Source organism: Marinimicrobium koreense (genome assembly GCF_003762925.1).
Classification (GTDB): domain Bacteria; phylum Pseudomonadota; class Gammaproteobacteria; order Pseudomonadales; family Cellvibrionaceae; genus Marinimicrobium; species Marinimicrobium koreense.
This window is the reverse complement of the sequence record NZ_RJUK01000002.1, coordinates 123,651-140,742: the sequence shown is the minus strand read 5'-3', so window position 1 is coordinate 140,742 and position 17,092 is coordinate 123,651. Positions and strand designations below refer to the sequence as shown.

Below are 17,092 nucleotides of genomic sequence, written 5' to 3'. Positions count from 1 at the left end.
TGAGCCCGGACGCTAATCGGCTTAGGGGTCGATATTGACGGTCAGTTTATCCAGAACCACCCCGGCATCCACCATCCATATGCGAATGGTCTGCAGCCCGGGCGTGTCAATTTCGTGCTCTGAAACGCCCACCGCCGCTGCTCTCAAGGTGTTGATATTCCAGGTGTCTGAGTATTCCACTGCATTGATATCGACGATCTCAGGAGCCCCGTCATTGAGAGAGATAGCATAGCGAAGTCCTGGGTGATCCGAGGTCAGCCGGTGAGTGGGCAAGGCCTGAGTTCGAATCTCGACCGGACCAGTGCTGAAAGCATGGAACCGGTAGCTGAGAGACGGACTCGCCGAGTCCAGCTCCCCAGCCTCCACGCTGGGCGCAGTGACCGGCTTTACTGTCATTGCATCGCCCGAGGCGGCGGCCTCATCCACGTTGCGCCAGCCGGTACCGTTTGCGAGGTCGTGGCGCTCCTCGAAGTCCTCAGCCTCAATGATCACCGTACCGTTGTCTTCCACGGCGTTGGGTAGTGCCGCGAGATCCAATCCTTCAGGGTTAAAGACTTCAAGCTCGACGGTTCGCTTGGCGCCGGCGCCCGTTATGCTGATCGATCCGGGTACAGCGCGACCGTAGGGGGCTTTGCTCCAGTCGATCCCAACCAGGATCCTCGCATCGCCGGTTCCGCTTGTACGCTCTAATTCGATCCAGGGGGCGCTGACCTGGGCTCTCCAGCTCATCTCTTTGGCACCCTGATTAAAAACGTCAATGAGATAGCGGGAATCGGCCGGGCGATTGAAGACCGGAAGCGTTCCCGCCGTGCCTGCGTCGAGGGGCTTTGTTGAACCTTCGATAGCGACGCCCAGCTGCGCTGACGCTGGTGGTGTATAGCTGCCGACGTCCGGCATGTTCCAGGCGTTTTGAGTCTCGTAAGCCCAGTCCGGCAACTCCGATGTGGGCATGGGGCTGAACATGTGATTCCACTTGCCGCCCGCGTTCACCTCATTGTAGAACTGCGTTTCGGCGAGCAACTCGTCCTGTACGTCCCGGACCTCAGCCGCAAGTTCAGCGGTAGCCGCGCGGTTTTGCTCCGCCCAAAGACGGCTTCGCTCAGCGAGCAGTACGCGGTGGTTGGCAAGGTTTGACGCGCGTACCGGATAGAGGACCATCTCGTAAAAAGCTGGCTTTTGCGCTTCGGGGAGCTGTGTGTATATAGCGTTGGCCGCCCTTGTCATATCAGCAAATCTGTCCAGGCGCTGTTGGGCTTCGTCCCCGTTTGAGACGAGGCTGAAGCCACTCTTGCGTCGATCGAGGTGTTCGGGGCGCTTAACGATGTTCAAGCGGAAATATTCCCTGAGCACCTCCGCGATAGCATCCGCGTGCGCCGGGTCGAATGTCCTTTCGGCCCACTGAGTAAAATAGAGGTGTTGGTCGAAGTCGCGGAAAGCTTCGGGGTGGCGCGCGAGGCGAAGGAAAAAATCGGTACCGATTTCATAGGGTTTGATGTCGCCAACGTTAACGATCCATATTTTATTGGCATCAAAGTCCCAGGCTTTCATCATCTCTGATTGAGTCATTCCCAGCGGAGTACTGTGAAGCCAAAGGTAACTTTTCGGTACTCCCCAATATTGGAGGTGGTAGTAAACGCCGGAACCTCCCGAGCGCTGATTTTCAATGTCGGTCGATAGCTGGCGAATATACCCATGATTATCATCAGGCCATACAATAGTGACGTCGTCGGGAAGCTCCAGGCCGGATTGATACTGCACCAGAGTTTCCTTGTAGGGGATGAATATCTGGGGAATTTCCGAGGGTTCGGAATGCACATGGTCGGCGATCATCTGTCGCTGATCAGGAATAATGGTGTTTTGGATTTTTGCTGCTTTTCCTTCGTCGGTTGTACCCTCGGGAGCCAGCATTCCGGCGTCGGTTCGTCCGCGCATGCCGATGGTGTAAATGTTTTCATAAGAAGCCGTTTCCGCAACGCGCTCCTCCCAAAAGTTGTAGATGCTATCGCGGTTACTCCAGTAGTTATAAGGCCCGTGAACGGCTTCATCATACTCGTGGCTGTTGGTCAACATGGGCTCATGGTGTGAAGTGCTGATGACAATGGCGTAGTTGTCGGCGACGATTTTATTGTCAGGGTTCTTATAAAAAGGAGTGCTTTCTACGGGAAATTCGTGCATTGCCGGCCAGATCATATTGGCGTGCAGACGAAGAAGCAGTTCAAATACCGTGGCATAGGTTTTGGGGCCAATATTTCCGACATCTGGCTCAAATGTTTTTGCGGCCCAGGGCTGGAACCCCCAGTCCTCATCGTTGATAAAGATACCGCGGTATTTGACGCCGGGCGAAGATTGAGTGTGGCTGCCAGTGATATAGAGGGCGGACTTTTGCTTTACCGGTACATCGCCCCAAAAATACCACGGGGAAACCCCGATGGACTCAGAGAGGCCAAAGATGCCGAAGGCCGTGCCGCGTCGGTCGCTGCCGACGATTACCAGGCCCTGGCGCAGCCCCGGTAATGGGTCGTCCACCACCGCAGCGGTGTAGGCTTCCCATTTACCTTCAATGGCGGATACATCGATTTTCCCTGACTCCACCAGCTCGTCGATAAGAGGGCTCTTCCCCAGTGTCCCGACGAGGATGGCGGTGGAGGTCGATGGAATTTCACTGGATGCTTTTGGCGACAAACCGGTGACTCGCTCAACGTCGTCTCTCAAGGCGCGGGCTGCAATCTCTACGACTTTGGCATCCTCTTCGCTGTAGTGTATAGGAGCGGCACCCTCTGCCCCCGCAATTTCAAAGGCACCATCGTTCGGGGTTTCGGTTGTGGGCATGAATGCGAGCGCAAGATACTCTTCCTGAACAGAGGTTCCAGGGTTCATGCCGTCGTAAGGCGTCCAGGCGCCGGTGGAGCGGTACTCGGATTCTGCTGGAGCGGCGTCAAAAGACTTGCTCACGAGCAAGGCGATAATCATGGCTCCGACGCTCAGCGCTACCCATGTGAATCGTAATCGGAGGCTGCTTCGGGGCGCAGCCAGTGCGCTCCCGGATGAACTGGTTCTCTCTTTATTCGAACGGTTCATGATGTCTACCTTATTTATTTTGCGTGCTGCGAAGGGATGTTAGTTTTCTATGATGGTACCCTAGTATACAAGCCAGGGCGCGCCAACTCTAGAATTGATCCGAGGTCGTTGGTCTGGGTCAGGTCGAATATTTACGGAGTCTGATGGTGGGGTGACCTTGGAAACGCTGTTGGAAAGCCGGTGCTGATTTGAGTCGAAATGAAGCGATGGGCACCCGGTGGGTGCCTGAAGGGATAGGAGGACCCCGGAAAGGGTAGGTCAGAACTCGAACGAGAACCCTTTATCGGTCAGGCGCTCATAGGCGGCCGAATCAAACCGGTACAGGTTTGCCGCCCGGTGCGGTACGCCTTTCTGCTTTTCGTTGCAGGGTGCCAGCAGGTTCATCTTCATCATCTTGCGGCGGAAGTTGGGCTTGTCCAGCTTGACGTCCAGGATGGCCTCGTAAAGCTCCTGCAGTTGCAGCAGGGTGAACTTCTCCGGCAGCAGGTTGAAGCCGATGGGCTCGTGGCAGACTTTGTGGCGCAGGAAGTTCAGGCCGTGATCGACGATCTCGGAGTGGTCGTAAATCAACTCGGGCAGGTCCTTGGCGTCGAACCACATGGCGTCGGACGTATTCCGGCCGGCCACCAGGGTGTAGTTTTCGGCGCTTACCAGGGCGTAGTAGGCAATGGTGACCACCCGCTCGTTGGGGAAGCGGTCCACCCGACCGAAGGTTTTCAACTGTTCCAGGTAGAGGTCGCGCACCCCGGTCAGCTCTTCCAGCAGGCGGGCGGCGGCGTCGCGCAGATTTTCATTCTGTTTGATAAACCCACCGGGAAGTGCCCACTTGCCTTTGCCTGGGCCCACATTGTGCTTGACCAGCATGATTTTGAGCTGGCCGTGATCCAGGCCGAAAATCAGGTTGTCGATGGAAAGCCCCGGAAGAACGTTGTCCGGCTCGTTCAGGGGTTCGACTCGGCTGTGTGGTCGCGTAGTAGATGGATTGTTGTTGGCCACAGTACACATCCCGATTGGTGGTTAGTAAATAGTAGTGATTTTGCGCAAATCTTCCTGAAACCTTCTAGGAACGGTCCGCTATCCGCTCAGAACCGGAGGGGGTAGCGGGTGCCGCGATTATAGCGATGCAAGGCATAAAGGTCGAGTGTTGGTCCTTATTGTATGACAAAACGGCGTATCAGGCAGTATTCAAGGCTGATAGACAGGTCTCATAAAGGGAGGTTACAGATGCCACATTTTCGTCTAATTTACTATTTGACTATTAGTTGAACATGGTGCACTATCGATATAGTGGTCTGAATGACTATTACAGAATAATCAGGTAAGTGTTTGCAGGCAGTTGAGTTCCTCTGGGCGCGCTGCCGGTCGATACTGTGTTACATAATAACAACGGGGTAAAGCGCTATGGTTTATCGCGACAACGTTAAGAAAGGCATCACCTTCAAAAAGTCGATGCTTGCCATGTGTGTTATGGCAATGGGTTCACCCTCTTTGGCGCAAAACGCGTCTGAAGAGTCTCCTCTCCTAGAAGAAATCGTCGTCAGCGGCGTTCGCCAGAACCTGGAAAACGCCCAGGACATCAAACGCAACGCAGACACTTTTGTCGATGCCATTTCCGCAGAAGACATCGGCTCACTGCCTGACCGCAGCGTGCTCGAAGCCATGCAGCGTATGCCCGGCGTATCGATCGAGCGCTTCCAGGCCCCGGATGACCCGGATCACTTCGGTGTTGAAGGCAGTGGCGCGGTAATCCGCGGTATGAGTGCCACCCGAAGCGAGTTCAACGGTCGTGACTCCTTTACCGCCAACTCCGGTCGTGGCCTGAACTTCCAGGACGTGCCGCCGGAGCTGATGGCCGGTGTCGACCTGTACAAAAACCAGTCCGCCGACATGATTGAAGGTGGTATTGGTGGTACGGTCAGTCTGAAAACCCGTAAACCCTTCGATCAGGATGGCCAGATGATCGCCTTTACCGGCGATGTCTCCTATGGCGATATGGCCGAAGAGGCCTCCCCCACGGTATCCGCGCTGTACAGCAACCGCTGGATGACGGAGGACCTGGGTGAGTTCGGCCTTCTGGTGAACGCTTCCTACTCCGAGCTGATCGGTACCTCCCACGGTATCCAGAGTGATGCCTTCGTGAAGTACCAGGCAGCCACCCTGGGAGCGCCCGAGAGCGTTGCCATGGAAGATGGCCAAGTGTGGATGACCAACGGTTCGAACTTCTTCACCAAAGAAGATGACCGGGTCCGTCAGGGCTTTGCCGCTGCCGTTCAGTGGGCCAGCCCCGATGAAACCCTGGAAGCGACCGCCGAGTTCCTGCGCTCCGACGCCCGTCTGAGCTGGAAAGAGAATGCCGTTAAATACCAGGGTGGCTACGGTGAAGAGAATGACGATGGCACCGTGAGCGAGAGCCGTCGTGCCCGTCCGTACCCTGGCACCGAGTTTGCGTTCGACAGCGACAGCATCTTTGAATCCGGCTATATCACCGACGGTGGTGGCTGGCGCGGCGGTGAAGGCCGTGTACCCCGCGGCTGGGAAGGTGAAGGCGATGCGCCGGAAGGCTATGCCACCACCAACGATTACTTCGGTCAGAAGTTCCAGGCCGATACCCGCTACAAAGACACCCGCACCATCGTGGACGATCTGAGCTTCAACGTGAAGTGGACTCCGAGCGACGCGTGGGAATTCGAGGGTGATTTACAGTTTGTCGATGCCACCACCGAAGATGACGACCTGCAGGTTGCTAGCGGCCTGTACGCGCTGCAGAACTTCAGCCTGCTGGGTGATACGCCTCGCCTGGCCATTGTTGAACCCTGGGATGGTCGTCGCGACGCCAATCCTGAGTGGTACGACACCGATTTCCCGGGTTTCTCCAACGACCCGGCAGGCGACAGCAACTACTTCCAGGATCTGGATTCCTACTGGCTGCGTTCGGCCATGGACCACTACGAGCGCTCCGAGGGTGAATCCCGGGCTGCCCGGTTCGACATGACCCACTACCTCGACAATGGCGATTTCTTCCGCTCTGTCAAGGCCGGTGTGCGCTATGCCGAGCGTAACCAGATCGTTCGTAGCACCTCCTATAACTGGGGGCACATCGGTGCCGAGTGGGCGCCGAACGGTGGCGAAGGTGCGCTGTGGTTGTCCGAGCTCGACCCGGAAATCCGCGACGATTTTGAATATGTCGACTGGTCCGACTTCCACCGCGGTGACGTAGTGGCTATCCCCGGTGACGGCTTCATCTTCCCCTCCGAACAGTTGTTGAAAGACGTCATCGCCGGTCGTACTCTGCCCCAGAACAACCCGGGCGCCGAGGGTGTCTGGGAGCCGTATGCCACTCGTGATGAGGTGATTCCGGGCACTTATTTTGCTCCGGCAGAAGTTTATGACACCACCGAAACCAACAAAGCGGCTTATGTTCGTCTGGACTTCGGTTCCGATGCGTCTGCTGTGCGCTACAGCGGTAACATCGGTCTGCGCTATGTCGAGCTGACCCGCGATGCGGCCGGTTCGGTGCAGTTCCCTGACCTGATTGGTCAGCCGTATCCGGATGGTGCGCCAACCGATCTGACCGACCGCGGCGCCATCCGCAAGTGGGCGGAAGATCAGGTGGGACCGTTCGATCCGGCGCTGTTTGAGTCGGAACAGGACTGGCTGGATGAAGTCAACACTCTGTTGTCCTACTCCCGCGATGCCAACAACTGGTTGAGTGATACCGAGAAAGCCTTCGGTAACGACTACGATGAAAACGAGCTGGGTGAAACCGCTGAATGGGACGGTGTACTGCCAAGCTTCAACTTGAAGGTTGAGCTGACCGATGATCTGATCAGCCGCTTTGCCGTGTCCAAGGCCATTGCGCTGCCGGATATGTCGGAAGTGCGTAACCAGGCTGTGTTGGGCGCCCGTGGCTTGAACACCACCCGTGTGCCGATCGATGAAGACGCCCCGGTTGAACCCGGACCCGAAGACAGCGGTACCGACATCCTGTCAGTCGGCGATGTCGTCTGGACCGGTAACGGTGGTAACCCGGCGCTGCAGCCCATGGAGTCCATTCAGTGGGATGCCTCTCTGGAGTGGTACTTCGCACCGGTCGGTTCGTTGACTGCCAGTATCTTCTATAAAGATCTCAAGAACTTCTTTATCGAAGGTGCGCTGCCGAGAACCTTCACCAACCCGAGCACCGGAACGACTCAGACGGTTGAGTTCACCACCACCCGCAACGGTGAGGAAGGTAAGCTGCAGGGTATCGAGCTGGCTTACCAGCAGTTCTACGACATGCTGCCAGAACCGTTTGATGGCTTTGGTATCCAGGCGAACTATACCTACATTGACTCCGAAGGTATTCCGAACTTCTCTGGCAGCGGTATCGCCACCGAAGCGGACCCGGAAGATAACCCGACGCCGCAGCCTGGTCTGGAAGCATTCGATCCGGCGGCTTTGTCTGGTCTTCCCCTGCGTGGCCAGTCTGAGCACACCGCCAACCTCGTAGCGATGTACGAGAAGGGCGATTGGTCGGCGCGCCTGGCTTACAACTGGCGCTCCAAGTATCTGGTGACCACTCGTGACGTGATCAGTGGCCAGCCGATCTGGAACAACGACGCGGGCTTCCTGGATGGCTCGGTGACTTACCAGCTGACCGATGAAATCTCCATCGGCCTGCAGGGTACCAACCTGGCCAACACCCAGACGGAAACCCTGATGACACTGGATGGTGAAGGTCGCGAGACCGGCCGCTCCTGGTTCGTCAATGACCGTCGTGTGGCTCTGACCGTGAAAGCCGTGTTCTAAACACACGGCTGGACCCGGGCCAAGAAAGGCGCAACCTTAATCGGTTGCGCCTTTTTTTATGGTTTGCTCAGGCTCTGCTGAGTCGGGATAATGCCGGTATTGAATAATAATCGCAGTGAGGCAATCAGCATGACGGTAGGACCCCAGCGTATTGTCATCGTGGGCGGCGGCACGGCGGGCTGGATGAGCGCTGCGGCATTGGCACGGTTGCTACCCTCCCGTGTAAGCCTACAACTGATTGAGTCCGAGCAGATCGGCACCGTCGGTGTCGGTGAGGCTACGATTCCACACATCCGCTATTTCAACGCGTTGTTGGGCATTGATGAGCGCGAGTTCATTCACGCGACTCAGGCGACCTACAAGCTGGCCATTGAATTTGTTGGCTGGGGACGCGAGACCAGCCGTTATCTGCATCCCTTCAGTGCGTTTGGTGGTGATATCGACGGCATCGACTTCCATCATTACTGGTTGCGCACCCGGGATGAGTGGCCCGAGCTTAACCTGGATGCATTTTCTCTGGCGGCACAGGCCGCCCGGCTCGGCCGCTTTGCGCCGCCGCCCGAGCACTCTGAATTCGGCTATGGTTATGCGTTCCACCTGGATGCTTCCCGCTACGCAGGGTATCTGCGTGCGTATGCGGAGCAGCGTGGTGTTACCCGCACCGAAGGTCGGATACAGTCGGTTATTCCGCGCGAGTCTGATGGTGGTGTTGCGGCGCTCACCCTGGAGTCCGGAGAGCGCATCGAGGGTGATCTGTTTATTGACTGCTCCGGCTTTCGTTCGCTGTTACTGGGGCAGACACTGGGTGTGCCATTCAACAGCTGGAAGCACTGGCTCCCCTGTGACCGGGCCGTGGCGATCGCCAGTGGTGCGCTTTCAGAGCCGCCATCGTTCACGCGCTCGACGGCTACCACCACCGGGTGGCAATGGCGTATCCCTTTGCAGGAGCGCACCGGTAATGGCCAGGTATACGACAGTCGGTCCATCAGTGACGATGAGGCTTGCGCCCAATTGATTGGCTCGCTCAACGGCGCACCTCAGAGCGACCCCAACCTGATTCGCTTTGAGGCGGGGGCGAGGGCGCGCAGTTGGGATAAAAACGTCATTGCCATTGGGCTATCCAGCGGCTTTCTGGAACCGTTGGAGTCCACCAGTATCTACCTGATTCAAATGGCCGTTTTCAAACTGGTGGAATTCTTCCACAATAGCAAAAGTGGCGCGGTGGGGCGCGAGGCGTTCAACCGCTGGATGAGTCTGGAGTATGAGCGGGTTCGGGACTTCATCATTCTGCACTACCACCTCAATCAACGCGAAGACTCGGAATTCTGGCAGGACTGTGCCCACATGTCGGTACCCGAGGGGCTGCAGCGCAAAATCGCCCTGTTCAAGGAGTCCGCGACAATCGAGTTTTACGATCAGGGATTGTTTGCGCCCCCCAGTTGGCTCGCCGTTTATCTGGGGCAGGGACTGAATCCCGAGGCGATTGACCCTCGGGTCGCCCAGCAACCGGTTGCCTCGCTCAAGGGGCCGCTGGAGCAGTTGGCGAACCACCTGAATCGCACTGCCCAGGCCCTGCCTCTGCATCGGGAGGTGTTGGCCCGTGGAGGTGTTGCACCCAGTGCGGCGGCTCCCATGAGTCTATACGGAGGCCGCTATGGATAAAGCCAACCTGGAGCACCTTGTGGTCGTGGGTAACGGACTGGTCGCCGCCGGGACGGTGGTGACACTGGCACGGTTTCTCTCCCGCTATGGCGCTCGTGTGACCTGGATTCGCACGGGCGAAGACGATGTTTCACCCGTGGAAGTCGCTCAGCCGCCTTTTCTGGAGTGGCTGGCGATGGTCGGGTTGCCGGAACGGGACCTGATGGTTCGCGCCCAGGGACTGTTTTCTCTCGGAGTCTTGGGCCAGGGGACCAAGGGCGAATTCTTCATGCCCTATGGCCGCCATGGAATCCCGGCCGCGCCGGCCAGTTTCGAGCATGAGTTTTTCCGGGCCTGCGCCCCGGACAAGCAGGCCCGTTTTAATGAGCATTTCCTGGCTACCCAGGCGGCGCGACGGGGGCGGTTTGATTTCCCGGTCAATGATCCTCGCTCGGTCAAATCCACACTGCGCTACGGGATGAACCTCGACAAAGGCGCAATGCGAACGCTGTTGGCCGAGTATGCGGATTCTCTGGGCGTGTCTGCGGTACGCTGCACCCGGTTGAGCGTCGAAGCGGATCCGCAGTTCGGCATTCAGCGTTTACGCCTGGATGATGACGAGTCGGTGCAGGGCGATTTTTACCTGGACGCGACGGGCGACGAGGCGTTACTGATTGGGCAGGGTTTGGGCGTGCCATTGGAGGAGGCGTCCGCTCTGTGGTCGTACCACTGGGTGGGCCGGGGTGGAACAACCTTGGACTGGATGCCCTACAGTACATTGACTCAACAGGTTTGGGGCTGGCAGCGCGCGGTAGATACTCAGCAAAGCGGGGTCGTGGAGCGATGGGTATCGCCGGGTGAGACTGCCGAGCAAGCCACAGCAAAAATGCAATCCCAAGACTGCGATTGGGTGAAATATCCGCTGCAGTGGGGGCAGCGCGAAACGCCCTGGCGGCATAACTGCCTGGCCCTGGGCCGGGCGGCGGGACAGCCCGGGGAGCTACTCTGTTCGGAGTGGCATCGTGCCTGTCAGTCACTCCTGCTATGGCTTGAGCTGTTGCCGGATGCGGCCGGCCGGCCCGCGCTTCGTAGCGAATTCAACCGACGGGACCGGGCGCTGTTTGAAAGCTGGCGGGAACTGCACGAATTGCTGATCCTCGCTGGTGACCCCCGATCAGAGGCGGTGACCGAATCGCTGCGCTGGCGCCTTCAGGTGTTTGAATCCTTTGGCCGGCTCTGGCGCCGGGATCAGGAGCCCCTGCCGGATGAAACCCAGTTGGCATTGCTGATCGGGCTGGGCTGGCGTTCCGCCTCGGCGGACAATCTGCTTGCGGAAGCGTCGCCGGAAGACCTGCGGCGCAAGCATCAACGTATCTATGACACACTGGTGTCGGCGGCCGAACGCATGCCGACCCTGAAACAGGTGATTCAACACCACTGCCCGGCAGTGGTGTGATTGACAGAGGTAATGACGATGGACAACCGTGTTCGTAAAGTGATGATCGTTGGTGGTGGCACCGCCGGCTGGATGGCCGCAGCGGCAATGGCCAAGGTTCTGAAGAACCAGTACTGCGACATCCAATTGGTGGAGTCGGACTCGATCGGCACGGTCGGCGTAGGGGAAGCGACCATCCCCCAGATTCAGCTGTTCAACCAGATGCTCGGCCTGGATGAGAATGAATTCATCCGACGCACCCAGGGAACCTTTAAGTTGGGGATTCAGTTCGTCAACTGGGGGCACATCGGCGAGCGGTACCTTCATGCGTTTGGTGAAGTCGGCAAGGATATGGAGGGCGTGCAGTTTTACCACTACTGGCTAAAACTGTTCCAGGCCGGCGAAGCCCCCAATATCGACGCCTACACGCTGAACTGTCAGGCGGTCGAACAGGGGCGGTTCATGCGTCCGGTGGACGCAGGGAATTCGCCCTTATCCCGCATTGCCTATGCATTTCACTTTGATGCGGCCCGCTACGCCATGTTCCTGCGAGACTACGCCATGGAACGCGGAGTGCGTCGTCGGGAAGGCAAAATCGAGCGGGTATCGCTCCGTCCGGATGACGGGTTTATCGAATCAATTACCCTGGATGACGGTGAAACCCTGGAAGCCGATCTGTTTATCGATTGCTCCGGCTTCAGAGGGCTGCTGATAGAGCAGGCGCTGAAAACAGGCTACGAGAAGTGGTCGCGCTGGCTGCCCTGCGATCGCGCGGTGGCCGTCCCATGCGCTAAAGTGGCGGAGCCGGTGCCCTATACTCGCTCCACCGCTCATTCGGCGGGCTGGCAGTGGCGAATTCCCCTGCAGCATCGCACCGGCAACGGCCATGTTTATTGCAGTCAATTTATCAGTGACGATGAAGCGGCGGATACCCTGTTGAAGAACCTGGATGGTGAGCCCCTGGCGGATCCGAAGTTCATTCGCTTCACCACCGGAAAACGCTTGAAATTCTGGAATAAAAACTGTGTGGCACTGGGGCTGGCCAGTGGTTTTATGGAGCCGTTGGAGTCCACCAGCATTCATCTGGTGCAGTCCGGGATCGCCAAATTGATGAGCCTGTTTCCAAACCGGAATTTTGATCAGGAAGATATCGACGAATACAACCGCCAGGTGGATTTCGAATATACCCGCATCCGGGACTTCCTGATCGCCCACTATCACGTAACCCAGCGCGACGACTCCGAGTTCTGGAATTACTGTCGGACCATGGATGTACCCGATACCCTGAAACAGAAAATGAATCACTATCGGAAAAACGGTCGCATCTTCCGCACCAATGAAGAACTGTTCAACGAGACCAGTTGGCTGGAGGTGATGCACGGTCAGGGCCTGAAGGCGGAAGGCTACCACCCGATTGTAGATACTCTGTCGAAAGATGAAATTGCCCGACGCCTGGAGAGTATTCGCAATGTGATCAACAAATCCGTGGAATACATGCCCATGCACTCGGAATTTATCGCCAAACACTGCGCAGCGCCCGCCAACACCGAGTAGGTCGGATTCGCCCCGCAGGGGCGTAATCCGACAACTTTTAATCTCACCAATAACAGCAAAAGGCCATCATGAAATCCCTCGCTCCCCTTTCCATATTATTTGTCACTCTATTGGGCCCGGCGGCCCACGCCCAATTCGTCGATCACTTTGAGGGTAATGAAATACACCCCGACTGGCAGTACTTCACCGGCGACGGTGACGCGCGCCTGAACTTAGTGCCGCTCGACGGCCATGCACGCATGGAAATTGATGCCACTGATGACCAACACAACGTCTGGTGGTCCATCATCAAACGCAATGTCGCACCGCATCTGGGTATGGAGAAACTCGCCAGCCCCGACTACGAGCTGCGCATTGAGGCGCGTATCCGCGTCAGTGATGCGCCGCGGCGGGTGAACTTCATGATCAATACCCAACGCACCACGGATTTTCATCAACACCTGCGGGAATACGACATTCCGAATACCACCGAGTGGCACACCATCAGCATGACTACTGAAGGGCTGGATGCCGTGCCGGGCGACGACCTGAATGTCCAGCTCAGCGCCACTGACTGGGGCCTCGGCCAGTACCATGTGGACGTGGACTACTACCGTGCGGACGTCGTGCGGGCGGCCGGTGCCGAGGCGGATGTGGGGGAACCGCTGGTGTACCATCCGCCCATCCCGGCACTGGATACCTTCACCCAGCACCGCCCCGCTGATCATGACGTTGTCCTGAACCGGGATTACCCGATGGTCAACTTTGATGGTTGGCATACAGAGGAGAAAGGAACGAAGGTCCCCGTGTTGACGGTCAGCGCCGACCAGTGGGTGTTGCTGCGCTGGGATCTGTCGGCATTAAAAAACGCTGAAGCCGACGGGGCGGGCGTATTGGAGCTTACCACCCAGTCGGTGCAGAAGGGAGGGAACTACGTCGCCGCCTATGAGGAAGACCTGGGCGTCGAGTTCGATAAAATCCGGGTGTTCGAAGTCATGGGCGGCCCGGAGCAATGGGATCAGAAAGAACTCACCTTTCAGGGGTTCGCGCGCGAAGAACCGTTGGAGACCCTGGTCAACGGCCAGATGGTGTTTGACGTAGAGCCGGCCGCGGAGCGCGGAGGAAAAACCCACATAACCCTATCACGACCAGTCATGCAGCGTCTGCTGGATGGCACCACCAAGGGGCTGCTGATCCGTCCGCTCGGCGCTTTGGAGGCCACCTTCTACGACAGTCAGGCGGACGACCCGAAACTAGCCCCCACCTTGTACTTCAATCTGCAGTAAGTACTGACGGCGCAATGTCGGATTACGCCCCTGCGGGGCTAATCCGACCTACTCGTAGAATGAAAACCACCCAGCAGCCCAGTAGGTCGGATTAGGCCAGCGGCCGTAATCCGACAGTCACACAGCACGCGGAGAACTAGAGGACCTTGGTCCTCGAGTGGGCATAAAAAAACCGAGCCATTCGGCTCGGTTCTTTAAGATGGTGCCCGGGACCCATACAGGATGTATGGGAGCCGCGAGAGCGCATGGATGCGCGAAGCGGCGGAGGACGGAGTCCTCGACTGGCAATAAAAAAGGCAGATCCTTTCGGATCTGCCTTCTTCTATATGGTGCCCAGGAGAGGACTTGAACCTCCACGACCGTAAGGTCACTAGCACCTGAAGCTAGCGTGTCTACCAATTTCACCACCTGGGCAGGTGATTCGCTCGGCGTGTCATCAGCCGAGGACGCGAACTATAATGTCAGATATGGGCCTTGTCAACGGTTCGGATGTCAGGAAATTAAATTTTTTTGGGCTAAACTGAACTCATCCATGGGTTTATGGGCCTAACTGGCCTATAATGTCGGCAAACAGTCAACCAATTGCCCCCAAAAGGGCTCTTTCTGCGCCTACCTCGGCCTTGAAACCTCTCAGGCTTCCGTCCATATCATCCGTAGGCGACTTACTATTGGCCCTCACAAGGGGCATTCATTTTCCGTTACAGGATATCCGTTTTGAGCAAAGAGAAACACCCGAAGCACGACCCCTACGCTGAGCGAGAAGCACAGAAATACGATAACCCCGTGCCCAGCCGCGAATTCATTCTGCAATTGCTGGAAGACGCCCCGGGCCCGGTGACCCACCCCGAAGTCTGCGAGATGCTCGATCTTCGCGACGAAGACCAGGTTGAAGCCGTACGCCGGCGCCTGATCGCCATGGCGCGCGACGGGCAGCTGGTCAGCAACCGCCGCGGCGCCTTCGCCCGGCTGGACAAAATTGATGTGATCCGTGGCCGCGTCCAGGGTCATAAAGACGGCTACGGCTTCGTGATTCCCGCCAAGGGCGGCAATGACCTCTATTTACACAACCGGCAGATGCGCCGGGTGTTCGATGGCGACGAAGTGCTGGTCCGTGTCACTGGCTCCTACCGGGGCAAGGATGAGGCCGCCATTGTTGAAGTCCTCTCGCGCAACACGGAACAGCTGGCCGGTCGCCTCTTTCGCGAGGACGGGGTGCAGTTCGTTTCGCCGGAAAATCAGCGAATTACCCACGACATTCTGATTCCGCCCGGCGCCGAAGGCGACGCCAAGTCCGGTCAGATCGTGGTGGTGGCCATTACCCAGCAGCCGGATAAGAAACGCCCGGCGACCGGTAAGGTCATCCAGGTGCTGGGTGACCATATGGCACCCGGGATGGAGATCGAGCTGGCCATCCAGTCTCACGGCATTCCCAGCGAGTGGCCCGCCGAGGCGCTGAGCGAAGCCGAAGCGCTGTCCGACACCGTGCAGGAAAAAGACAAGCAGCACCGGGTCGATATTCGCCACCTGCCATTTGTCACCATTGATGGCGCCGACGCCCGGGACTTTGACGACGCGGTGCTGTGTGAGAAGCGCAAAGGCGGCGGCTGGCGTCTGTCCGTCGCGATTGCCGATGTGTCCCATTACGTTCCGTGCAGCAGCGCGCTGGATGTTGAGGGGCGCAAGCGTGGCAACTCGGTGTATTTCCCGGACTATGTGGTGCCCATGCTGCCAGAGGCCATCTCCAACGGCCTGTGCTCCCTGAACCCGAAGGTCGACCGCCTGTGCATGGTGTGCGAGATGAATCTCGACGCCGAGGGCAAGATCACCAGCTACAAGTTCTTCGAAGGTGTCATGCACTCCCATGCGCGGTTGACCTACGACCAGGTGTGGGACATTCTTCAGGCCGATGGCGATGACGAGCATCCGCTGCGCCAGGAGTTCAAGGAAGTGCTGCCGCAACTGCACAGCCTGCATAAGCTCTACAAGGTCCTGCGCAAGGCCCGGGATGAGCGCGGTGCCATCGACTTTGAAACCGTTGAAACCCAGATCGTGTTCAACGAAGACCGCAAAATCGACCGGATTGTCCCGGTTCAGCGCAACGATGCGCACAAGTTGATCGAAGAGTGCATGCTGTGCGCCAACGTGTGCACCGCGCGCTTCCTGGAGAAGCACCAGATCACCTGCCTGTACCGGGTGCACCAGGGGCCGACCGAAGAGAAGCTCGCCAACTTGCGTGAGTTCCTGGGCGAGCTGGGCCTTGGCCTCGGTGGCGGCGCGGACCCGAGTTCGGCCGATTTCCAGGCACTGATGCAACAGATTCAGGGCCGCTCGGACAGCCATCTGATTCAGATGGTCATGCTGCGCACCCTGCGCCAGGCGGTCTATCAGGTAGACAACGAAGGCCACTTCGGCCTCGGCTTCGATGCCTACACCCACTTTACCTCGCCGATCCGTCGCTACCCGGACCTGCTGGTGCACCGGGCCATCCGGTCCGTCATCCGCAGCGACCGCCAGACCGCCAATGTCGCGCGGGTCGAGGGCGCCAAGCCGCTGTCCCGCAAGGAGATCTACCCCTATGAAACCGGGGATGTGGTCGCTCTGGGCGAGCACTGCTCAATGACCGAGCGGCGTGCGGACGAGGCCACCCGGGATGTGGCCAGTTGGCTCAAGTGCGAATTCCTGCAGGATCATGTCGGCGAGGTGTTCGACGGCGTAGTGGCCTCGGTGGTCGGTTTTGGCCTGTTTGTCGAGCTGAAGGATCTGTACGTCGAAGGGCTGGTCCATATCACGGCACTGCCGCACGACTACTACCGGTTCGAGCCCGCCCAGCATCGCCTGGTGGGTGATCGCACCCGCAAGGTGTTCAGCCTGGGCGATGAGCTCCGGGTGCGAGTGGTGCAGGTCGATCTGGATAGTCGCAAAATTGATTTTGAAATGGAGTCGGTTACCGCGACCCGTCGGGGCAAGGGCAAAACCAATGCCCGTCCTCCCGCCGCTGACGGGCGGGATGCCGCCCCCAAAAAGTCGGGCAAGGGCAAAGGCCGTGGCCGCTCGCGGGGTGGCAACGACGAGCGTGGCCCGTCCCGTTCATCCAAACGAGGTTCATCCGGACAACGTCATGGTAAACAGGAAAGTCAGAAAACTGCGCATTCGAAGAAAGCTGGAACAGTTCGATCGGAGAAAGCGACTCAACCGACTGAGAGCCGGTCTCTACTTGCGTCGGCGGCAGCTGGCTTTAAAAAAGCGCTGGCTAAGTTTACGAAGAAGAGATAACCACTGGTTTGAAAACCTGTGCAGCCTTCGCCAGAGGGCGTTGAGTCGGGCCGGCGGC

8 protein-coding genes and 1 tRNA gene are annotated in these 17,092 nt (G+C 58.0%); 6 read left to right on the top strand and 3 right to left on the bottom strand.

Annotation, left to right across the window (positions count from 1 at the left end):
• Positions 1-21: 21 nt before the first annotated feature.
• Both EDC38_RS13185 and EDC38_RS13180 read right to left on the bottom strand, forming a co-directional pair.
• The gene (locus tag EDC38_RS13185; protein WP_170162929.1) at positions 22-2,970 is read right to left on the bottom strand and encodes a glycosyl hydrolase 115 family protein; all 2,949 of its coding nucleotides are present in this window, start codon (positions 2,968-2,970) and stop codon (positions 22-24) included.
• 366 nt (positions 2,971-3,336) lie between these two features.
• On the bottom strand, positions 3,337-4,074 hold the full coding sequence (locus EDC38_RS13180) for an NUDIX hydrolase (RefSeq protein WP_024462366.1): 738 nt from the start codon (positions 4,072-4,074) through the stop codon (positions 3,337-3,339).
• Between the two features lie 405 nt (positions 4,075-4,479).
• Here EDC38_RS13180 and EDC38_RS13175 point away from each other — a divergent pair, with 405 nt between their 5' ends.
• The 5 genes from EDC38_RS13175 to EDC38_RS13155 all read left to right on the top strand — a co-directional run bounded on the left by EDC38_RS13175 (position 4,480) and on the right by EDC38_RS13155 (position 13,761).
• Positions 4,480-7,866 carry a TonB-dependent receptor gene (locus EDC38_RS13175; protein ID WP_246004439.1) on the top strand — a complete coding sequence of 1,129 codons (3,387 nt, stop codon included), beginning with the start codon at positions 4,480-4,482 and terminating at the stop codon, positions 7,864-7,866.
• A 129-nt stretch (positions 7,867-7,995) separates the two neighbouring features.
• Entirely contained in the window at positions 7,996-9,528 is a 1,533-nt protein-coding gene (locus EDC38_RS13170; protein ID WP_123639047.1) for a tryptophan halogenase family protein, read from the top strand.
• Positions 9,521-10,963: a tryptophan 7-halogenase gene (locus tag EDC38_RS13165; RefSeq protein WP_123639046.1), complete on the top strand. Its 1,443-nt coding sequence runs from the start codon at positions 9,521-9,523 to the stop codon at positions 10,961-10,963. Before EDC38_RS13170 ends, EDC38_RS13165 begins: the two co-directional genes overlap by 8 nt.
• An 18-nt stretch (positions 10,964-10,981) precedes the next feature.
• Entirely contained in the window at positions 10,982-12,496 is a 1,515-nt protein-coding gene (locus EDC38_RS13160) for a tryptophan halogenase family protein (protein WP_211331132.1), read from the top strand.
• Positions 12,497-12,564: 68 nt separating this feature from the next.
• Positions 12,565-13,761, top strand: coding sequence for a hypothetical protein (locus EDC38_RS13155; RefSeq protein ID WP_123639044.1), 1,197 nt, complete (start codon positions 12,565-12,567; stop codon positions 13,759-13,761).
• 327 nt (positions 13,762-14,088) lie between these two features.
• Here EDC38_RS13155 and EDC38_RS13150 read toward each other — a convergent pair.
• Positions 14,089-14,175, bottom strand: a tRNA-Leu gene (locus EDC38_RS13150).
• 300 nt (positions 14,176-14,475) lie between these two features.
• Here EDC38_RS13150 and rnr point away from each other — a divergent pair.
• Positions 14,476-17,034 (top strand): ribonuclease R, encoded by a 2,559-nt coding sequence (gene rnr / locus EDC38_RS13145; RefSeq protein WP_123639043.1) that lies wholly within the window; start codon positions 14,476-14,478, stop codon positions 17,032-17,034.
• The last annotated feature ends 58 nt before the right edge of the window (positions 17,035-17,092 follow it).